This is a genomic window from Nocardia sp. CA-129566, from assembly GCF_050956075.1.
GTDB lineage: Bacteria > Actinomycetota > Actinomycetes > Mycobacteriales > Mycobacteriaceae > Nocardia.
The window spans coordinates 992514-1012045 of sequence record NZ_CP192085.1 but is presented as its reverse complement, the minus strand read 5'-3'; the positions used below and the strand labels follow the sequence as shown (position 1 = coordinate 1012045).

23 protein-coding genes and 1 pseudogene are annotated in these 19532 nt (G+C 67.4%); 5 read left to right on the top strand and 19 right to left on the bottom strand.

Annotated elements, in window-relative coordinates:
• Nucleotides 1–37: 37 nt before the first annotated feature.
• From ACQP0C_RS04775 to hemL, 3 genes are all read right to left on the bottom strand, one after another.
• Nucleotides 38–661, bottom strand: coding sequence for a TlpA disulfide reductase family protein (locus tag ACQP0C_RS04775; RefSeq protein ID WP_433730916.1), 624 nt, complete (start codon nucleotides 659–661; stop codon nucleotides 38–40).
• Nucleotides 658–1317, bottom strand: coding sequence for a histidine phosphatase family protein (locus ACQP0C_RS04770; RefSeq protein WP_433734438.1), 660 nt, complete (start codon nucleotides 1315–1317; stop codon nucleotides 658–660). The genes ACQP0C_RS04775 and ACQP0C_RS04770 overlap by 4 nt, the downstream gene beginning before the upstream one ends.
• A gap of 68 nt (nucleotides 1318–1385) precedes the next feature.
• A complete protein-coding gene (gene hemL / locus ACQP0C_RS04765) occupies nucleotides 1386–2723 on the bottom strand; it encodes a glutamate-1-semialdehyde 2,1-aminomutase (RefSeq protein ID WP_433730914.1) in 1338 nt (445 codons plus the stop codon).
• Nucleotides 2724–2914: 191 nt separating this feature from the next.
• On the opposite strand from hemL, the gene ACQP0C_RS04760 reads away from it, so the two are divergent.
• Nucleotides 2915–3295, top strand: a complete 381-nt coding sequence (locus ACQP0C_RS04760; RefSeq protein ID WP_433730912.1) for a hypothetical protein — start codon at nucleotides 2915–2917, stop codon at nucleotides 3293–3295.
• Here the strand turns inward: ACQP0C_RS04760 and ACQP0C_RS04755 are convergent.
• The 4 genes from ACQP0C_RS04755 to ACQP0C_RS04740 form a co-directional block, all read right to left on the bottom strand.
• Nucleotides 3292–3522 (bottom strand): hypothetical protein, encoded by a 231-nt coding sequence (locus ACQP0C_RS04755; protein WP_433730910.1) that lies wholly within the window; start codon nucleotides 3520–3522, stop codon nucleotides 3292–3294. The two genes, ACQP0C_RS04760 and ACQP0C_RS04755, sit on opposite strands and share 4 nt — an antisense overlap.
• A 182-nt stretch (nucleotides 3523–3704) precedes the next feature.
• Nucleotides 3705–3971, bottom strand: a complete 267-nt coding sequence (locus ACQP0C_RS04750; protein WP_433730908.1) for a hypothetical protein — start codon at nucleotides 3969–3971, stop codon at nucleotides 3705–3707.
• Nucleotides 3968–4519 carry a hypothetical protein gene (locus tag ACQP0C_RS04745; RefSeq protein ID WP_433730906.1) on the bottom strand — a complete coding sequence of 184 codons (552 nt, stop codon included), beginning with the start codon at nucleotides 4517–4519 and terminating at the stop codon, nucleotides 3968–3970. The genes ACQP0C_RS04750 and ACQP0C_RS04745 overlap by 4 nt, the downstream gene beginning before the upstream one ends.
• Nucleotides 4520–4851: 332 nt before the next feature.
• Complete coding sequence (locus tag ACQP0C_RS04740) at nucleotides 4852–5268, bottom strand: hypothetical protein (protein WP_433730904.1); 417 nt, start codon at nucleotides 5266–5268, stop codon at nucleotides 4852–4854.
• 535 nt (nucleotides 5269–5803) lie between these two features.
• On the opposite strand from ACQP0C_RS04740, the gene ACQP0C_RS04735 reads away from it, so the two are divergent.
• On the top strand, nucleotides 5804–6244 hold the full coding sequence (locus tag ACQP0C_RS04735) for a hypothetical protein (RefSeq protein ID WP_433730902.1): 441 nt from the start codon (nucleotides 5804–5806) through the stop codon (nucleotides 6242–6244).
• Here the strand turns inward: ACQP0C_RS04735 and hemB are convergent.
• The 3 genes and pseudogenes from hemB to ACQP0C_RS04720 all read right to left on the bottom strand — a co-directional run.
• Complete coding sequence (gene hemB, locus ACQP0C_RS04730) at nucleotides 6204–7181, bottom strand: porphobilinogen synthase (RefSeq protein WP_433730900.1); 978 nt, start codon at nucleotides 7179–7181, stop codon at nucleotides 6204–6206. The genes ACQP0C_RS04735 and hemB overlap by 41 nt on opposite strands.
• Nucleotides 7178–7897: an SDR family NAD(P)-dependent oxidoreductase gene (locus ACQP0C_RS04725; protein ID WP_433734437.1), complete on the bottom strand. Its 720-nt coding sequence runs from the start codon at nucleotides 7895–7897 to the stop codon at nucleotides 7178–7180. Before ACQP0C_RS04725 ends, hemB begins: the two co-directional genes overlap by 4 nt.
• A gap of 8 nt (nucleotides 7898–7905) precedes the next feature.
• Nucleotides 7906–8172, bottom strand: a pseudogene (locus ACQP0C_RS04720) (hypothetical protein); the annotation flags it as partial.
• A gap of 224 nt (nucleotides 8173–8396) precedes the next feature.
• Between ACQP0C_RS04720 and ACQP0C_RS04715 the strand changes: the two are divergent.
• Together ACQP0C_RS04715 and ACQP0C_RS04710 are read left to right on the top strand one after the other, a co-directional pair.
• Entirely contained in the window at nucleotides 8397–9224 is an 828-nt protein-coding gene (locus ACQP0C_RS04715; RefSeq protein WP_433730898.1) for a tetratricopeptide repeat protein, read from the top strand.
• Between the two features lie 139 nt (nucleotides 9225–9363).
• Nucleotides 9364–9642 carry a hypothetical protein gene (locus tag ACQP0C_RS04710; protein ID WP_433682444.1) on the top strand — a complete coding sequence of 93 codons (279 nt, stop codon included), beginning with the start codon at nucleotides 9364–9366 and terminating at the stop codon, nucleotides 9640–9642.
• A gap of 81 nt (nucleotides 9643–9723) precedes the next feature.
• Here ACQP0C_RS04710 and ACQP0C_RS04705 read toward each other — a convergent pair whose 3' ends face one another.
• The 5 genes from ACQP0C_RS04705 to ACQP0C_RS04685 all read right to left on the bottom strand — a co-directional run bounded on the left by ACQP0C_RS04705 (nucleotide 9724) and on the right by ACQP0C_RS04685 (nucleotide 15197).
• Nucleotides 9724–11286, bottom strand: coding sequence for a uroporphyrinogen-III synthase (locus ACQP0C_RS04705; RefSeq protein ID WP_433730896.1), 1563 nt, complete (start codon nucleotides 11284–11286; stop codon nucleotides 9724–9726).
• A gap of 73 nt (nucleotides 11287–11359) precedes the next feature.
• On the bottom strand, nucleotides 11360–12424 hold the full coding sequence (gene hemC, locus ACQP0C_RS04700) for a hydroxymethylbilane synthase (RefSeq protein WP_433730894.1): 1065 nt from the start codon (nucleotides 12422–12424) through the stop codon (nucleotides 11360–11362).
• A complete protein-coding gene (locus ACQP0C_RS04695; RefSeq protein WP_433730892.1) occupies nucleotides 12421–13866 on the bottom strand; it encodes a glutamyl-tRNA reductase in 1446 nt (481 codons plus the stop codon). Before ACQP0C_RS04695 ends, hemC begins: the two co-directional genes overlap by 4 nt.
• Nucleotides 13863–14684 (bottom strand): redox-sensing transcriptional repressor Rex, encoded by an 822-nt coding sequence (locus ACQP0C_RS04690; protein ID WP_433730890.1) that lies wholly within the window; start codon nucleotides 14682–14684, stop codon nucleotides 13863–13865. The genes ACQP0C_RS04695 and ACQP0C_RS04690 overlap by 4 nt, the downstream gene beginning before the upstream one ends.
• 252 nt (nucleotides 14685–14936) lie before the next feature.
• Nucleotides 14937–15197 (bottom strand): glutaredoxin family protein, encoded by a 261-nt coding sequence (locus ACQP0C_RS04685; RefSeq protein WP_433730888.1) that lies wholly within the window; start codon nucleotides 15195–15197, stop codon nucleotides 14937–14939.
• A 129-nt stretch (nucleotides 15198–15326) separates the two neighbouring features.
• Between ACQP0C_RS04685 and ACQP0C_RS04680 the strand changes: the two genes are divergently transcribed.
• The gene (locus ACQP0C_RS04680) at nucleotides 15327–16337 is read left to right on the top strand and encodes an HAD family hydrolase (protein WP_433734436.1); all 1011 of its coding nucleotides are present in this window, start codon (nucleotides 15327–15329) and stop codon (nucleotides 16335–16337) included.
• 114 nt (nucleotides 16338–16451) lie between these two features.
• Here the strand turns inward: ACQP0C_RS04680 and ACQP0C_RS04675 are convergent, their stop codons facing one another.
• The 4 genes from ACQP0C_RS04675 to ACQP0C_RS04660 all read right to left on the bottom strand — a co-directional run bounded on the left by ACQP0C_RS04675 (nucleotide 16452) and on the right by ACQP0C_RS04660 (nucleotide 19321).
• Nucleotides 16452–17483: a lysophospholipid acyltransferase family protein gene (locus ACQP0C_RS04675; protein ID WP_433730886.1), complete on the bottom strand. Its 1032-nt coding sequence runs from the start codon at nucleotides 17481–17483 to the stop codon at nucleotides 16452–16454.
• Entirely contained in the window at nucleotides 17480–18511 is a 1032-nt protein-coding gene (locus ACQP0C_RS04670) for an NAD-dependent epimerase/dehydratase family protein (RefSeq protein ID WP_433734435.1), read from the bottom strand. The genes ACQP0C_RS04675 and ACQP0C_RS04670 overlap by 4 nt, the downstream gene beginning before the upstream one ends.
• Nucleotides 18512–18759: 248 nt before the next feature.
• Nucleotides 18760–18861, bottom strand: a complete 102-nt coding sequence (locus ACQP0C_RS04665; RefSeq protein ID WP_003402602.1) for a 30S ribosomal protein bS22 — start codon at nucleotides 18859–18861, stop codon at nucleotides 18760–18762.
• A gap of 169 nt (nucleotides 18862–19030) precedes the next feature.
• Complete coding sequence (locus ACQP0C_RS04660) at nucleotides 19031–19321, bottom strand: helix-turn-helix domain-containing protein (protein WP_433682437.1); 291 nt, start codon at nucleotides 19319–19321, stop codon at nucleotides 19031–19033.
• Between the last annotated feature and the right edge of the window lie 211 nt (nucleotides 19322–19532).

Here is a 19532-nt window from a genome sequence, read left to right as displayed (position 1 = left end):
ACGTGATTACGGCGTGGGCCGAACGGCTTGCGCGGTGTCACTGCGAACCTTCCGCGGCAATGCGTTCGACGACTGGTTGGAGGTCTTCCGCCAAGAGCGACCGGAGGAAGACAGCGGCCACCCGATGTTGCCGATCCAGCACCAGCGTGGTGGGAATGACACTGGTCGGGAAGTTGCCGCCGAGCGCGAGCAGGGTGCGCATGGACGGGTCATAGACGGACGGATAACCGACCTTGTTGTCGACGACGAAGTCCTGCGCCTTGTCCTGCTGGAAATCACGGACATTGATGCCGAGAAAGACGACGCCCCTGTCCTTTGTTGCCTCGTAGACCTTTTCGAGCGCGGGTGCCTCGGCGCGGCACGGGCCGCACCACTGCCCCCACAGATTCAGGACGACCACCCTGTCCGGGAAGTCGGCGACCGAGGTGGTCTTGCCCGAGGTCATCAGATCCGGCCCGGCGAGCTTGCCGATGGTGCCACGCGCGGCGGGCGGATCGTAGTAGATATCGGTTTTGCCGCCGGGCGAGACGAATTCGAACGTACCGCCGGAGGCCACCGCATCCTTCCCGGCCGAACAACCCGCGAGCGCGGCGACCAGGGCCACGCACGCGAGCAGGACCGGCGCACAGCGCCGGGCCAACGACCGGGAGGAAGTTCTCATGCGCCGTGCACCGTGGGATCCGAACCGCCAGCGGGTTCGGAGTAGACGATGTCGACGAGGGTGTCGCCCTGGTAGACCAGCGAGGTCAGCGAGGCGAGTGAGCACTGCCGGTGCCGCGGATCGTGCCAGAGCCGCTGGCCCTGCAGGAACCGCCGCAGCGTCCAGACCGGCAGCTGATGCGAGACCAGCACGGCCTCATGTCCGGCCGCCTCGACCCGGGCCTTGTTCACCGCGGCCAGCATGCGGTGCGCGATCTGCAGATACGGCTCGCCCCAGGACGGGGTGAACGGATCGCGCAGCTTCCACCAGTGCCTCGGCTTGCGCAGCGCGCCGTCACCGACCGACACCCGCAGGCCCTCGAAGGTGTTACCGGCCTCGATCAGGTTCTCGTCGGTGCGCACGAGCAGCCCGTGCTGCCTGGCGATCGGTTCGGCGGTCTCCTGCGCGCGCTGCAGCGGCGAGGCGATGACCAGCGCGATGTCGTGGTCGGTCAGCGAACGCGCCACCGCACCGGCCTGCGCGCGTCCGGTCACCGAGAGGCTGAACCCGGGCAGGCGACCGTAGAGAATGCCCTTCGGGTTGTGCACCTCGCCGTGTCGCAGCACGTGCACGATGGTCTCGACGGCGTCGTCATCGGGCGTCTCGACGCCGGGCACGGTGGCCTCGGCGCTCGCGACCGGAGTGTCTGGTAGTTCGCGCTCTTCGGAATCTGGCTGATCGGAACTCACGCGCTGGATCCTTCGGGGGTGGCGGCCGCGGCCGCGTGTGCGGCGGCGGGCAGGGCTGCGGCGATACGGTCGAACGCGTCCTCGTCGAGCGCCGCGGAGACGAACCAGGCCTCGAACGCGCTCGGCGGCGCGTACACGCCGCCATCTAGCAATGCGTGGAAAAAAGCGGGAAAACGCCAGGTCTGGCTGGCTTTGGCGGCATCGTAATCGGTGACCGGACGGTCGGCGAAGAACACGCTCACCATATTGCCCGCGAACTGAACCTGATGCTCGACCCCGGCCGCGTCGAGCGCCTCGGTGAACAGGCCGCCGAGTCGCTGGGCATTGCGATCGAGTGCGGCGTACACCGCGTCATCGGCCGCTCGCAACGAGGCGAGCCCCGCGGCGACCGCGACCGGATTACCGGAGAGGGTGCCAGCCTGATACACCGGGCCGAGCGGCGCGAGGTGGTTCATGATCTCGGCGCGTCCGCCGAAGGCGGCGGCGGGCAGCCCACCGCTCATCACCTTGCCGAAGGTGTAGAGATCACCGGCGACGCCGTCGAGGCCGAACCAGCCGGACCGGCTGACCCGGAATCCGGTCATCACCTCGTCCATGATCAGCAGTGCGCCGTGTTCGGCGGTCAGCTTGCGCAGTCCTTCGTTGAAGCCGGGCAGCGGCGCGACCGCGCCCATATTGCCCGCGGCCGCCTCGGTGATCACGCAGGCGATCGCATCCGGATGTGCGGCGAATGCGGCAGCAACAGCATCGATGTCGTTGTAGGGCAGCACGATGGTGTCACCGGCCTGCGCACCGGTGACACCGGGCGAGGTCGGCAGGCCGAGTGTGGCGACGCCGGACCCGGCGTCGGCCAGCAGGGCGTCCACATGGCCGTGATAGCAACCGGCGAACTTGATGATCTTGGCGCGGCTGGTGTAACCGCGGGCCAGCCGGACCGCGCTCATGGTGGCCTCGGTGCCGGAGTTCACCAGGCGGACCCGGTCCACCGGCGCCACCCGCTCGGCGATCAGCTCGGCGAGTTCGATCTCGGCCTCGGTCGGTGCACCGAACGACAGTCCGCCCACGGCCGCGCGCCGCACGGCCTCGACCACCTCGGGGTGCGCGTGGCCGAGGATCATCGGCCCCCAGGAGCACACCAGGTCGACATATTCGTTGCCGTCGACATCGGTGAGCGTGTAACCGTTGGCCGAGGCGATGAATCGCGGTGTGCCACCGACGGACTTGAACGCCCGCACCGGCGAGTTGACACCACCTGGAATCACCGAAGCAGCCCGGTCGAAGAGCTGAGCCGAGACCGGCACCGATGCCCTGGTCGCGCGCGGAGAAGAACTCACGACGTCCAGTGTCTCAGCCCGATCCGAAGGAGTCGACGACAGGGTGTAGTGGAGGTGATGCAGACCGCAGCCGCACCGGCGTCCCGCATGCAACACGCCGATCGCGGTTCGCGGCGATATCGGTGGCTGAATGATTGCTGGTGCGTAATCTCGGAGCGTCGTCGCACCATCTAGCCCACCGGGAGAGCGCCATGCGGTTTGCCGTCATAAGTGCCACGATCTGCGCCGCGATCGCCGCCGCCGTAACCTTCGGCGCCGGGTCCGCCGCCGCCGCGGATCCGATCGCCCAGCCCGACCGGGTCGGGCTGCATCTGAATCACGCGGAGACCGAGGCACTCGGCGACGGACCGGTGCCCGCATTGATCACCATGGTGGTGCCGCTCAGCCGGATCGGGGCCGGGCTGAAAAGCGACTCCGAGATCTACCACGACGAAAACGGCGGCGTGCACGCCTCACTGCGTCAGGTCATCACGGAGGCGGCCGGCCATCCGGACGGCACCGTTATGCTGTACCTCAACGCGCCGGGCACCCACAGTGGCCGCCTGCTGGACATCTACCAGAACTGGAACTAGGTGTACATGCACGGCACCGAGGCCGAGATGGTGTGCAGCTGGCACATGAAGTTGTTGTAGACACCCGCCGAACCCGAATCGGGCACGAAGATCGGGGCGGGCTGGGCCACCTCGGTCTCGGCGGGCTCGAGCGGCAGTCCCGGTGCGGCCCATGCGGGGGCCGCACCGATCGCGGCCGCCACGGCAACCGCCGCACACACTTTTCCGGCAAAACGAATCACAAGCATTTCTCCCAGTCGACACGGTGCGGATAGCCGGCCGAAAGCATAACGGCCACAACAGTATTCACCGAATGCCGACCGTTGCGACCGAGACACCTCGCGGCGCGGCACTTGCACGTTAACCGAGTCGCGGCACATCCGCTAGGCGTCGCCAAGCGGTGACGCCCACGCAGAACAGCGCGAAACCCTCAGCGCGACCGCGCGGCCCGCACCGTCCGCGCGACGGCATCAATGGCGAGTACGCCGCCCATCATGACCAGAAACGTGGCCAGGACCAACCACGGGCCGCTATAGCGGGTGGCCTGGAAGCCGGGCACCTCGCCCGAGGGGGCGAAGGTGGTGGTGATCAATCCGCTGCGCCAGCTCACCACCGCGAGGACCGCGCAGGCCAGGGCGAGCGTCAGCTCGACCAACGCGGGCAACATGCGGTCACCGAGCACGATCCATCGCTTCAACGATCCGCTCCGTTCTCGCTGTGTTCGGTTTCCTCGGTGTTCGGCGCGGCCCGGTCCACATCCTCGGCCTGGTCGGCCCCACCCAATGCCGTGGTGAGCGCGGCCCGCAGTCCGCGGTGATCCTTCGCCCAGGCCTGCACCAGAGCACCGTCGACCAGTCGCAGCCCGATGGCCTTGCGCCGACGCGGCACCCCATTCAACTCGCCGAGTGAACGCGCCGATTCCCAATCCTCATCGTCCCAGGAATCCTCGTCCCGTTCGGGCAGCACCGCATCGATGGCCGCCAGCGGCACGGTTTCGGTGCCCTCGCGCAGCGCGGTATCGGTCAGCTCCACGCTCACATGCCGCTGCCCCGCGATCACCTGCAGCACAACGAAACCCGCGATCAGCGCGGCACAGAAAATAAGGGCGAACCAGTGCACCTGGGCGGTGGTCACCAATTCGAGAATCAGAACGATCAGACACAGCAGCGGCCCGTAGGCCACCGAACGCCACCGCGCGCCCGGCTCCGCGAACAGGATGGTCGTGCCATCCCCCGTATCGGTCACACCATGCTCCCGGTCCCGCCGAGCGCGGCGCCGGGAGTCGATGTCCCGCCCCGGATCAGCCGACCTTGCCGGGCAACAGCAGCACCGCGACGGTAAGCAAGCCGAAGAGGATCAGCAGACTCAGCACGAGCAGATCTCGTCGAATGCTCTGCGGCTGTTGGATAACCACTCGCATCGATGCCTCCGATCTTCGGGAGCCATCTGGTCGACGTTCTTACGAAACGTAAGTCAACGTGTAACAAATAACTACCGGTTCCCATTTCCGCTGTGACAACCCTCACGATACATGCTGGCGTTTCCTTGACAAATTCGCGGGCGACTCCATACCCCGTTCACCTGCGGTTCATTTGGAAGTATGCGGTCGAGTCGGGACGGTGACTCAGGTACACCGCGCCCGCCGCGAGTACGCCCTGCACGATCGCGGCACCACCGGCCAGCAGCGAGGCCGCGCCGGTCACCGCTTCCAGCGCGAACAGGGTGCCGACCGCGACCAGCACCAGCCAGACGCCGATAGCGGTCAACAGCGTCCGCGCCCACAGCTTTCCGCGCACCAGCTGATGCACGAACAGCAGCGTGAACGCGGCCAGCGCCAAACCGATCACCACACCGACCACGAAAGCCAGCGAAACCATCAGCTGCGCACTGGCCATCGTGAAGTTCGGATCGCTCGCATGCACCTGGTCGTACATCTTCTGCGCATACTCACCGCGCTGCTGCACAGCCGCCAGAATCGACCCGATCAACTGCACGATCCCGAATCCGATAACCCCCCACCACAATTGCCGCGCCGTCCGCACGTCCTCCGGCGGCTCCGGCCGCGGCCCGACAACCGGACCACCCGGGTACCGGCCCGGTACGTAGGGGCCCTGCACATACGGGCCCGGTGGATAGGGGCCCGGTGGATACGGCCCAGGCGGATACGGCCCCGGAGGGTATGCCCCGGGCGAACCCCCGCCCTGCGGATGCGCCCGAGGCGAACTCCCGCCCTGCGGATGCGCCCGAGGCGAACTCCCGCCCTGCGGATGCGCCCAAGGCGAATTCGCTCCCGGCGAGTACGACTCAGCCGAACTCGCTCCTTCCGAACGCGCTCCTTCCGAACGCGATCCCGGCGCATTCGACCAAGGCGAGCCCGGCTCGGACCGCCCCACTCCGCCCGGATGCGATCCCGGCGGACTCACTTCCTGTGGATGCGACCCTGGCGAATTCGGCCCCGACAAGGACGGTTCAGCCGGACTCGCTTCCGCAGAACTCGGACCACACGGATCCGAACCCGGCGACGCCGACATGGCCAACTCCGAGCCCAACGACTCGAGCGAACTCGCTCCCACCGGATACAACCCCGGCGAGAACGGCCGAGACCGATTCTCTTCCTCCGAATACGATCCAGAGGGACTCACTCCCTGCGGATGCGACCCTGGCGAATTCGGCCCCGACAAGGACGGCTCGGCCGAACTCGCCCCGGCCGAACTCGCCCCGGCCGAACTCGCCCCGGCCGAACTCGCCCCGGCCGAACTCGCCCCGGCCGAACTCGCCCCGGTGGAACTCGGACCGTGCGGATCCGAACCCAGCAACGCCGACTCTGATTCCAACGACTTCGGCCCAGACGCTTCCGGTGCCGACGCTTCCGGTGCCGACGACTCCGAATCGGCCGGATTCGGAGCGGGCGTATTCGATCTGGACGAATTCACGACAGCCAGTGTGCGGCCTCGGTCGCCCAGTAGGTGAGCACGATGTCCGCGCCCGCCCGGCGGATGCCGATCAGTGATTCCAGGATGGCGGCGCGCCGGTCGATCCAACCGCGCTGGGCGGCGGCGGTGATCATCGAGTACTCACCCGAGATCTGGTAGGCGGCCACCGGCACGGTCGAATGGTCGGCGACATCGCGCAGGATGTCCAGGTACGACATCGCGGGCTTGACCATCACGATGTCCGCCCCTTCGGCCAGATCCAGCTGCAGCTCCCGGATCGCCTCACGGCGGTTCGCCGGATCCTGCTGGTAGCTGCGCCGATCCCCCTCCAGCGAGGAGGCGACGGCCTCACGGAACGGGCCATAGAACGCCGAGGCATACTTGGCGGCGTAGGCGAGGATGCCGGTATCGGTGCGCCCGACCGCGTCGAGTCCACGCCGGATCGCGCCGACCTGGCCGTCCATCATGCCGCTGGTACCGAGCAGATCCGCACCGGCATCCGCTTGGGCGAGGGCCATCTCCACATAGCGGTGCAGGGTGGCGTCATTGTCGACGGCGCCGTCGGCGGACAGCACGCCGCAGTGCCCGTGATCGGTGAATTCGTCCAGGCAGGTATCGGCCATGACAACTGTCGCATCGCCGACCTCCTCGGCCAGCGCGCGCAGACCGCGGTTGAGGATCCCATCGGGATCGCTGGCCTTGCTGCCGGTGGCGTCCTTGTCCTCGGGCAGCGGCACGCCGAATAGCATCAGCCCGCCGACCCCCGCGGTGACCGCCTCGACCGCCGCCTTGCGCAGGGAATCCATCGAGTGCTGGCGCACCCCCGGCATGGACCCGATCTCACGCGGCTCGTCCAGCCCATCGGCGACGAACATCGGCAACACCAATTGCCGTGACTCGAGACTTGTTTCGGCCACGAGACGGCGCAGGGCGGGAGTACGGCGCAACCGCCGCGGGCGGTCCAATCCGGTCATAATCCGCACGATACGCCCGGTCCGAATGCCCGTTGCACGCGGCGGGTGCACCGAAGGATCAGCGGGCCGGGAACCCGGGCGGCATCTCCGCCGAACGGGCCGCCACCGACCAGCACGGTGGAGCCGTATAGGCGAGATCGTCGCCACACAGCGCGGGGATCGTGCGGGCGATCTCGGCGGGCTCGACCATCCGACCCAGCGCGGATACGTTCAGCGGACCCCACGTGTCCTTGAAGACCGCCCACATCGGATCCGGCAGCCCGGCCGGGCGGATCAGCGAGGTATTCGTGGTGCCCGGGGCGATCGCATCGACCCGGATGCCACGCGGGCCCTACTGCTGCGCCATCGACCAGACCCTCGATTCCGGCCTTCCTCGCGGAGTCGGCGGGCGCGCTCGCCATCAGCGATTTGGAGGCGGCGCACAGGATCACCCCGCCGCCGGAGCGTTCCAGCAGCAGCACTTCATATTTCACCGAGAGGAAGATTCCGCGCAGATTGGTGTCGAGTACGTCGTCCCACTGCTCGACCGAAAGATCCTCGGCCGCACCCTCGATCCTGATCCCCGCATTGTTCGATGCCACATCCAGGCGGCCGAATCGGCGATCGACCAGTCGCTCGACCTCGGCCGGTACGCGAATATCGGTGCGCACGTAATGCGCGGCCCCGCCAATGGATTCGGCAACCCCCTCGCCGAGCTGCTCGCGCCGCGTCCACAGAACACCACCGATGCGCCCCCGGCGGCGAACGCGCGCACGGCGGTCTCGCCGATGCCCGACGTACCGCCGGTCACCAGGACCACCTTTCCGGCGAAGCGGCTACCGGGCGCGGCCGCCGGTAGGGTTCGGTCGGCGGAGCACGCAGCAACGGCGGTACCACAACGACCGTCGTTACCGCGCCCGCGAGGCCGCACGAACGCGCGGCGCGAACGGCTATGGCGCACAGGCGATTCGGCATCCGGCGATTCGGCATCCGGTGTCGATTCCGCAGTCATGCACCGATCATCTCGGCCGACAGATCGGGCCGCTTCCTACCAGCGGCTCGATCGTTCGGCCCACCATGTCATCACGGCGGCGTTAAGGATGTCTCGAGGATTCGATAAGGCCACGGCGCGATACTGCGACCACGCCGCCGGTGGGCGGCAGCACCGGGAATTGTGCGGTGCAGTATCGGGGGGATGATGGTGGTGAGTGGCCGGTCTGGTTCCGGGAGTAGACGATGACCGAATTCACGATTCCGCCGCGACGGACCGATTGGAGTGGTCTGCGGAAACTGGCGCGCGGCGGGGATCCGGGCATCATCGTGCAGTTGGCGCACCGGCTGTACGAGGCGGGCGAGTCGGCCGAGGCCGAACAGTGGTTCCGCCGCGCCGCCGCACAGGGCAGCGGACCGGCCATGGCGGGTCTTGGCGCACTACTCGCCGCCGACGGACGGATCTCGGAGGCCATCCGGTGGCTGGAGTTCGCCATCGCGGCCGACTGTCCCGGGGCCGATCAGCAGCTGGGCACGCTGTATCTGGAGCGCGGGGATCTCGATGCCGCCGAGCTGCGGTTCCTGCCAGCGGCCGAGGACGGGCTGCCGGAGGCGCTGTGCAATATGGGAGTTGTCGCGAATCGCCGCGGCTTCGACAACGAAGCACGGCATTGGTACGAGCGCGCGGTGCGGGCCGGAAGCGCAACGGCCATGCGCACTCTCGGGGTGCGGCTGGCGCAAGAGGGCACGGTGGAGCGGGCGATCACGCTGCTGACCGAGGCCGTTCGGCGCGGCCGCGCCGACGCCATGGCGGTGCTCGGCGTGATCTTCCTCGAACACGGCGACTGGGTCGAGGGTGAACGGTGGCTGCGCCGCGGCGCCGACGCCGGCGATGCCGATTCGATGTTCCACCTGGCGCGATTCCTGCGCGAACAACATGTGCGCGTGGATTTCCCGGACAGTCCGACCGCGGCCGAGGCAAAAGCCCAGGCGTACCAGGACGCGCGCTACTGGTTGGAGCGCGCCGCGACACTGCGCCACCCCGAAGCCATGCGGCTACTGCACGACCTGTGAACCCACGCGCCGGTCGGGGCGCACAGTGGTTGCCGAAACCCCTTGTGAGCGGGCGTTTTTGTCGGTGGGCAGTAGTAAAATCGAAGGCGTGTTCGAGGGAACTCTCCACGGTTCCCGATCGCGACGGGAGGACGCCACAGTGCCCAAAACCGCACCCGAGTCGAAGGTTATCGATCGACCCTATGTCCCGCTGCGCAAGCAGCCGCTGCCCGCCGGGCGGCCGCGCAAGTGGTACATCTCGCACAACCGCCGCCTCAAGGCGATGCGCTTGACCATCGCGCTGCTGGACTCCGGCATCTACCTGCCGAGTCAGGCCAGCAATGAAAGAATCCGGCGGACAGCCGAACTCATCGATATCCGCCCCCCGTCCGACACCACCTGCCGGTTGGTGCGGACCCTGATGCGCTACAGCCGCTGATCAACGGCGCTCGACGGTTGCGGCGGCTCCGGTTGCGCGACGAGGGGCGACGCCTTCGTCGCGCAACCGGGTAGGCCAAAGCTACCGGCTGCGGCGGCTCTTCTTACGTGGCGGCGGCAGCAGCCCCTCGGCACGCAGGCGGGCCGCATGTTCGGCCAGCGCCTCCACCAGCGGGCCGACCTGGGCGACCTCGGGCTGCACATCCACGCGCAGACCGAATTCGATGGCCGTCTCGGCGGTCTTCGGTCCGATGCAGGCAACGATGGTGCGCGCGTGCGGCTTACCCGCGATGCCGACCAGGTTGCGGACCGTGGAGGACGAGGTGAACAGGACCGCGTCGAAGCCGCCGGTCTTGATCATCTCGCGGGTCTCGGCGGGCGGCGGAGAGGCGCGCACCGTGCGGTAGGCCGTGACGTCATCGATCTCCCAGCCGCGGTCGCGCAGACCCTCGGCCAAGGTTTCGGTGGCAATATCCGCGCGCGGCAACAGCACTCGGTTCACCGGGTCGAAAACGTCGTCGTAGGGCGGGAAGTCGGCGAGCAGGCCCTCGGAGGACTGTTCGCCACTGGGCACCAGCTCCGGATTGATGCCGAACGAGCGCACCCTATCCGCGGTGGCCTCGCCGACGCAGGCGATCTTCACACCGGAGAAGGCCCGTGCGTCCAAACCGAATTCGGCGAACTTCTCCCATACCGCGCGCACCGCATTGGTCGAGGTGAACACCACCCACTGGTAGCGGCCATCGACTAGTCCCTTGACCGCGCGCTCCATCTGCGCCGGACTGCGCGGCGGCTCGACCGCGATGGTCGGCACCTCCATCGGGATGGCGCCGTGGGTCACCAGTCGCTCGCTCATCTCGGCGGCCTGATCCTTGGTGCGCGGCACCAGCACGGTCCAGCCGTACAGCGCGCGCGACTCCCACCACGACATCTTCGACCGCTGCGCGACCACCTTGCCGATGGTCACCACCAGTGGGCCGACCAGTTCGGACGCCGCGCTGTTGAGCGTGGCCAGGGTGGCCTCGATGGTGCGCTGCTGGCGGGTGGTGCCACGCACCGTCACCGCGACCGGGGTCTGCGGCGCCATACCGTGTTCGACCAGCGCGCTCGCGGTTTCGGCCAGATGACCCGAGGTCGCCGAGAGCACCAGCGGGCCGGGCGCGGCGGCCAACGCGGCCCAGTCGACCTCGCCGCGCACATCGGCCTCGGTGTGCCCGGAGCCGAGCGCGATACCGGCAAAGCTCGGCACCGCCGAACCATTGGGCAGACCCGGCAGCACCTCGAAGACCATATGCGAACGAGTGACCGCGTTGACCTCGGCGATCACCGAATCGGTCGTCAGCGGATCGCCCGCGACGACCCGGACCACATCGTGGCCGCTGCGCGCCTCGGCGATCAGCGTCTTGGCCACCTCGGCGGGATCGCCGAGCGCGGGCCGCACATCCACCGGACGCTCGCCATCCGCGCCGGGCTCGACCTCGATACCGATCAGCGCGAGCACGCCCTTGTCGACATCGGGATCGGTGAACGCCAGCGTCGCGCGACCGAGCACCTCGCGAGCACGCACTGTCAGCAGTGCCACATCGCCGGGACCCGACCCGACGAACAAGATCCGACCTGGGTGCTTCTTGTGGGCTCGGCTCATGCCAGTACCTCGCTAGCGCTCGGCACTGGCATGCCCGAAGGCGCCGTGCTGATGATTCGCTCGCTGCGCTCGCTCATTGGCTGTTCTCCATTGGGCTGGAATTGATGAAGTCGTCAGAGGCGGGCGGTTTCACCGCCGATGTGGGGGAACCGGCAAACTCCGGTTCCGGCGCGCTGAGCAGCTCGCGGGCGCCCAGTTCGAGCAGTTCCCTGGCCAGCTCGCGGCCCAGTTCCGCGGCACGCTCCGGCGGGCCGACCACGGAGGCGCGCAACACATCGGAACCGTCGACGGCCGCCGCGCAGCCGCGCAGCGAGAGTTCGTCGACGATCTTGCCGTCATCGTCGAGCGATTCGACGACCTCGGCGATGGCGCCGATCGGCGCAGTGCAACCGGCCTCGAGTTCGGCGAGCAGCGACCGCTCGGCAATGACGGCCGCACGGGTGGCGGCGTCGTCGAGTTCGGTAAGCGCCTCGAGCAATTCGGCATCGTCGCAGCGGCATTCGACCGCCAACGCGCCCTGCGCGGGTGCGGGCAACATCTGCACCGGCTCCAGTGCTTCGGTGACCGCGTCGAGCCGCCCGATCCGGGCGAGTCCGGCCCTGGCGACCACCACCGCGTCCAACTCGCCCTCGCTGACCTTGCGCAGGCGGGTGTCGAGGTTGCCGCGCAGCGGCACGATGTCCAGACCGAGTCCGAGTGCGCGCAGCTGGGCCGCGCGGCGCGGCGCGGAGGTGCCGACCTTGGCGCCGGCGGGCAGCTCACCGAGCACCAGACCATCGCGGGCCACCAGCGCGTCGCGCGGATCCTCGCGGGTCGGGATGGCGGCGATGGTGAAGCGCGGATCCTGTGCGGTCGGCAGGTCTTTGTACGAGTGCACCGCGATGTCGATATTTCCGGCGGCCAGTTCGTCACGCAGCGCCGAGGTGAATACGCCGACACCGATCTTCTGCACCGGATCCGAGGACAGGTCGCCCGCGGTCTTGATGACCACCAGCTCCGCATCGTGTCCGGCCGCGATCAGGGTGTCGCGAACCGTGCCCGCCTGGGTGAGGGCGAGCAGACTACCTCTGGTGCCGATCCGCCACGGCACGCGTGTGCTGCCTGCGGTCACGTTTTCCTCTTCCTGCGCAATTGTCATGCCGTCTGCCCCTGTTCCTCGCCGCGGTGTCCGGCGGTGAAGTCGTCGGCAAGCGCGATCTCGCTGTCCCCGGTAAATCGCAGCGCGCCGTGCTCGTCGCCGATCGGACTGATTTCCATCGGTGTCGCAACCGCTTGCGCCGCACCGGGTTTGAGCTCGAACAATTCCCGCAGCGCCTCGGCGTAGGTATCCCCGCCCGGCGTCGAGGCCAACTGCTTGACCCGCACCGTCGGCGCGTGCAGCAGTTTGTCGACGACGCGGCGCACCGTGCGCGCCACCTCGTCACGTTCCGGATCGGCCAGCCCTGGCAACCGGGAATCGAGTCTGAGCAGTTCCGCCTCGACCACCTCGGCCGCGCGCTGACGCAGCGCTGCGACGGTCGGGGTGACCTCCGCCATGCGCTGGCCCGCAAGGTATTTCGCGAGTTCGTCGGCGACGATCGAGCGGGCGGCCGCGGTATCGTCGGCGGCCGCACCGGCCGCCGGATCGCGCTGCAACGTCTCTATATCGATGACGGTCACACCGGGCAGACCGGCGACGGCGTGTTCGACATCGCGCGGCAGACCGAGATCGCAGAACACCAACGGCCGTTCCGCCGAGGCGAATTCGCTGCCGCGCTCACGTTCGGCCAGGGCGCGGTGGGTATCGGCCAGGGTCACCACCGCGCCGACCGCACCGGTACAGGTGATGACGACATCGGCGGCCGCCATCGCCTCGGTCAACCGTGACAGTTCCATCGCGTCGGCCTCGACACCGTGGCTGCGCGCGGTTTCGGCCAGCCGCTTGGCCCGGGCGAGGGTACGGTTCACGACGACGATGCGGCCGATGCCCGCACGCGACAGATGCGCCACCGCGAGTCCGCCCATGGCCCCGGCCCCGACCACCACGGCGGTCCGACCGGCGAGCGGGCCGAGCACCTGCTGCGAGCGATCCAGCGCCACCGAAACCACCGAGGCACCGGCCCGGTCGATACCGGTCTCCGAATGCACCCGCTTGCCCACGCGCAATGCGTGCTGGGCCAGTTCGTGCAGGGTCCGCCCGACCGCCTGCTGGGCATCGGCGGAGGCATAGGCGCCGCGGATCTGGCTGAGCACCTGCTGCTCGCCGATCACCATCGAATCCAGGCCGCTGGCCACCGCGAACAGATGTTCGGCGGCGGCCTCGCTGTAGCGGACGTAGGCGTGCTTGGTCAGATCCGGGAGCGGCAGTCCGGAATGTTTGGTCAATAGTTCGCCGACCTCGGCCAGACCGCCGTGGAAGGCGTCGACAACGGCGTAGACCTCGACGCGGTTGCAGGTCGAGACGATCATCGCCTCGGAGACGTGGCTGGAGGTGAGCATTCGGTCGATCAGCTTCGGCCGGTCCGCGTCGGTGATCGCGACCTTCTCCAGAATCGAGACGGGCGCGCTGCGATGCGAAATCCCGACTAACAGAATGCTCATGGTGTAACCACCGATCCCTTGCTGGATGGCTCCGTTGCCGAATGCGAGGTCGTCGAGTGTTTGAGTGCCGGATGTCCGGCAGCAGTGTGCGCGGGCGCGCGGTGGGCGATGCGGCCGGAGACCGCGTGCGCGACCTCGGGCAGGGGCGGAGCATTGCGCGCGGTCTCGAACGACAGCATCTGCAGCTCGACCGCCAGGTCGACCCGGCGGACCTCCACGGTCTCCGGCGCGGTCAGCTCACACGGGGCAAAGCTCAGGATGGACTGCAGCCCGGAGGCGACCAGTTGGTCGCAGACGTCCTGCGCCGCGTCGTCGGGCACGGTGATCACCGCGATGGTCGGCTTCAACGCATCGATGGCCGGGGCCAGATCCGCGACATCGCGCACCACCAGACCGGCGACGGCTATGCCGATCACCTCGGGATGGCTGTCGAACATGCCGACCACGGTGAACCCACGCCGCCGGAAGCCGCCGTAGCCGACCAGGGCCCGGCCCAGATTTCCGGCGCCGACCAGTACCACCCGATGTCCCTGCGACAGACCGAGCACATCCTCGATCCTGGTGCGCAACTTGGCGACGTCATAGCCGACACCCCGAACGCCATTGGGTCCCAGGAAGGAAAGGTCCTTGCGCAACTTGGCCGAATTGACACCCGCCGCGACAGCCAGTTCCTCACTCGATACGATGGCAACACCGTCGTCGGCCAACATGGCGAGGACCCGGAGATAGGTGGCCAGCCGCGCCACCGTGGCCTGCGGGATGTCCTTCTGCAGAGCCCTGCCGGAGACGCCGCTTGGCGCCTCATGCTGCTCTGTCACGTCGTCGGCTCCTCGTTCCGGCCTCCGGCGAGGTCCGGTTCATCGTTCGACCTCGTGCCCGGGGCGGTCCGGTGCCATGGTCGAAGTATTCGGAATGCTGGGTTCACTACCGCGGTGGATCCGCAGCCTCGGCATGCGGGTCGCGTGCCACCACCGTAACCGCTTGTGCAGCCCTTCACAAAGTCGGTGAATTTGGCCTCATTTTCCGCCGCGACCAGCAGCGCGGCGGAATCGGGCCGGATCAGCTATCGCTCAGCGAGTCAAGTCGGCCCGCAATCGGGGCTCGTCGACATCGAAATAGCTGTGCTCACGGCCGTCGAGCAGCACGACAGGAAGCCGGTCGCCGTACTCCGCGCGCAGGCCAGGGTCGGTGCCGGCGATTTCGTCGACATCGACCGTCGCGGGCTCGATGTCGAATTCGGCACAGATCGCCCGGAGTTGCTCGAGCGCGCTGACGCAGAGCCCGCAGCCCGATCTCGTCAGCAGCGTCACCGAATGTGTGGGATTGGTCATGACCGATATTAAATCCCCTCGCCACGCCCCGATCGGAGCGTGCCGTAGTGCCTTAACTGTCACCGCGGCCAGCTAATGTGGTTGTGGTTCGCGCGACGGGCGGAGGTACTGGTGCCGGAACGATCGAAGGTGGCAAGGGCAGGTTTTATCGCGGGACGATTCGGCGAGTTTCCGGTGCGGTGGAATCAGGGTCGGCTCGGCCAGGGTCTGCAGGACCAACTCGCGCGCATCTCTCGCAGCCCCTTCGGCCCGAGCGAGGAAGAGCTGCGGGCCAATCTGGCCGGTGAGGCAAGCGCCGAGGCGGCGCTGTCGCTGCACGACGCCGAACTCGCCGAGGCCGATGTCGAGGCGACCGGGCCCGAGGTGCCACGTGACCTGACCGCGGCCGCGTTCTTCGATGTCGACAACACCATGGTGCAGGGTGCGTCGATCGTGCATTTCGCCCGCGGTCTGGCCGCGCGCAAATACTTCAAGACCTCCGATCTGGTGGACGTCGCCTGGAAACAGGTGAAGTTCCGGGTCACCGGCAAGGAGAACAGCACCGATATGGCCGCGGGCCGGGAGAAGGCACTCGCGTTCATCGCGGGCCGCCCGACCGCCGAACTGGCCGCCCTCGGCGAGGAGATCTACGACGAGATCATCGCCGACAAGATCTGGCCGGGGACAAGGGCTCTGGCACAGATGCACCTGGATGCGGGGCAGCAGGTGTGGCTGGTTACCGCGACGCCGGTCGAGTTGGCGCAGGTGATCGCCAAGCGGCTCGGGCTGACCGGGGCGCTCGGCACGGTCGCCGAGAGCGTGGACGGGAAATTCACCGGACGGCTGGTCGGCGACATTCTGCACGGGCTCGGCAAGGCCCATGCGGTGCGCACGCTCGCGATCCGAGAAGGCTTGAACCTCAAGCGCTGTACAGCCTACTCCGACAGCCACAACGATGTGCCGATGCTGTCGCTGGTCGGCACCGCGGTGGCGATCAATCCGGATTCGGATCTGCGCGAGGTGGCGAAGAACCGCGGCTGGGAGATCCGCGACTTCCGTACCGGGCGCAAGGCCGCCAAGATCGGCGTGCCGACGGCGCTGGCGCTCGGTGCCGCCGGTGGCGCGGTCGCCGCGGCGGTCACCCGACGCCGCGAGCACTGATCACCCCGCACCGTCGCCCCTGCGAACGCCGGAATCCAGTGCGGTCGAGGGGTTTCCGGACTGGGTCCCGGCGTTCGCCGGGACGACGGGTCAGACGAACGTCCGGATCGTCCGCTAACCCGTGAACGGGTTGCGGCGCTTGGTGAGCAGTTTGTAGAGCGTCTGCTGGATGGTTTCGCGGACCTGGTCGGTGACCTCGAACATGGTCATCGGATCGTCGGCCGCTTCCGCCTCGTAGCCGGTGGTCGGGATGGGCTCACCGAATTCGATGTACCACTTGGACGGCAGCGGCAGCGCGCCGAGCGGGCCCAAATGCGGGAACAGCGGAGTCACCGGGAAGTACGGCAGATTGAGCAGTCGGGCCAGCGGCTTGATATCGGCCAGCTTCGGGTAGATCTCCTCGGAGCCGACGATCGAGCACGGGATGATCGGCGTACCGGTCCGCACCGCCGCGGCGACGAAGCCACCGCGACCGAAGCGCTGCAGCTTGTACCGGTCGGTGAACTGCTTACCGACGCCCTTGAAGCCCTCGGGGAAAACACCGGTCAATTCGCCGGCGCGCAATAGCCTTTCGGCATCCGGACGGCAGGCCAGGGTGTGGCCGGCCTTGCGGGCCAGCACGCCGAGCACCGGCATCTCGAAGATGAGATCGGCGGCCAGCAGCCGCAGTGCGCGTTCCTTCGGATGCCTATCGTGGACCGCCAGTTGCAGCATCAGTCCGTCGAGTGGAACTGTGCCCGCGTGGTTGGCGACGATCAGCGCACCGCCCGCCTCCGGAATGTTCTCGATCCCGTTGACCTGCACCCGGAACCAGAGATCCGAGAGCGGGCGCAGCGTGGGCAGGATGAGCGATTCGAGCAGATGCTCGTCGAAACCGAATTCGTCGACCTGATAGTCACCGGTCATGCGGCGACGCGCGAATTCCGCGGTGCTGCGGATCTGCTTGCCGACCGCGCCGCGCAGCATCTCCGATAGGGACTGTGGCGCGGGCGGTTCGTTCGCGGCCAGACGTTCGGTCAGCGAGGTCACCACCTGGCTCGGCGTTGCCTCGCCGGTCACCGGGTCCGGCCAGCGCCGGGGCGCGGTTCGCTGGCGCGTTTCAATGTTCAGATCGTGGAGTTGGATGACTTTGGCTACGTCATTCATGAATGTGCTCCCGTACCGGCCCCCAGCAGGCCGAGCAGTTTATGTTCTGCGGCATCGATCCAGGCGGGATCGATGACGGGCCGCGACGCTGCGCCCCCGATGAAGTCGTCGAATGCCTGCACCGTTGTCCAGCGCGGGACGAACCCGAGCTCGGTGCGCATGCGGGTGGTGTCCAGGCCACAGCCGAAATGGAAATAGTCGAGCTGTTCACTGGTGAAATCACGCATGATCGGCCCCATGAGCGCGCGACCCGCGGTGCGGAACACAATCCACGGGACCGGCAGCTCGATGCGGCCAGCACGCCGGATGGCCTGCGACAGCGCCAGCGCGCCGTCACCGGCGATGTTGTAGGTGCCGCCGGGTGCGTGCCGGGCGGCGTGCGCCATCGCGGCGATGGCGTCCTCCTCGTGCAGCAACTGCAGCCTGGCGTCGCGGCCGAAGACCGTCGGCGCGACCGGCGAACGCAGATACTGCACACCGCGCCCGGCCAGGCGCGGGCCGACAATGGGCGCCAGACGCAAAATCGCGGTGGCGATATCGGGACGACGCCGACCGAGCCCGCGAACGAATCCCTCGATTTCGATCATGTCCCGAGCAAACCAACCGCTCGGTGGTGTTCGCGCGCTCATTTCCTCGGTGAATTTCGCGGGATCCTTGGCGCTGCATCCGTAGACCGCGGAGGTCGAACGCACCACCACCCGGCGCACCGAAGGCGATTTCTGACAGACCGCGAGCAGCTGCATGGCGCCGAGGACATTGAGATCCTTCATCACCGCCCGGCCACCACCGGCCGGCGGATGCGCGACCATCGACGCGTGTACAACGGTATCGACCTCATTGCCGCCGATTACCTTGCGAATCAAGGGATTTCGAATATCGGCGCGAATGTACTCGGCGCGGCCCATGCGCCGTTGCAGGTCACGACCAGGGGTCATGGTGTCGACGGCCAGGATGCGTTCGATGTTCTGATCCTGGGCCAGCCGTGCGACCACGTTGCCGCCGAAGAATCGGCTGGCACCGGTCACCATCACCACCTTGGGTGTATGTCCATCCCGTACCTCAGAACCCACCGCACCGGATCCCAACTGTGACAGCCCCCCTATTCCATTGACTGCGGTACCAGCGTAACTGGTCGATTCGGATACGCCGGGATTATTAACCAGGTTCTAACGATGACTTCAGTCACCCGATACATGAGCAACTTTCAAAATTCGCTGTTTCAAAAAGAAAAGCCCGCCACCAATCGGTGACGGGCCACTCAGCTAACGCGCGGCTCTTACTTGCCGAGTTTGCGCCGCTGAACACGCGTGCGGCGAAGCAGCTTGCGGTGCTTCTTCTTCGACATGCGCTTGCGGCGCTTCTTGATCACAGAACCCATAGGGTTGTCCTCGCGTTCTCTCTACTCGGCGCGCACGCCAATCACGTACGCCTGTTTCAGCGTCCGCGCCGCCAGCAGGCACCGGACACCACAAAGCGGTGCCGCCAGGCAGGCGCACACGAACCGAGGATCCATCCTACCGGGACACCGACAAGCGGATGAAATCGCCTCATCCAGCGTCGAAGTAGGACGTCTCCAGGTAGTCGTGGACCGCTTTGGCATGCACCCGGAACGAGCGACCGACCCGCACGGCGGGCAACTCACCCGAGTGCACCAGCCGATAGACGGTCATCTTGGATACCCGCATGAGATTCGCAACCTCGGCGACGGTGAGGAACTGGGTACCACCGCCGAGCACCGACTGCGTCGGAGACGTTGAGCCGCCTTGCGTCCGGGAACCAGCCCGGCCGCCCGATGGTCCTGAGCTACCTGGCGACGTCCCTGAGCTATTTGCAGACATCTTGTTAGACATCATTGCACCACTGACCTCCGGCACGTCCGCGCCGCCAGCTTCCCCACCGGCGGAACAGACACGCACGTGCTCCTTGAAGCTTAGCGGGACCAGTGGGATTACTGCGACGGGTGTGAGAAATCAGGTTTACATGCAGGGAACCGACCGGTCACCCTGAATACGCGCTGAGTTTTATTTCGATCGCCCCGTACTACCCCCT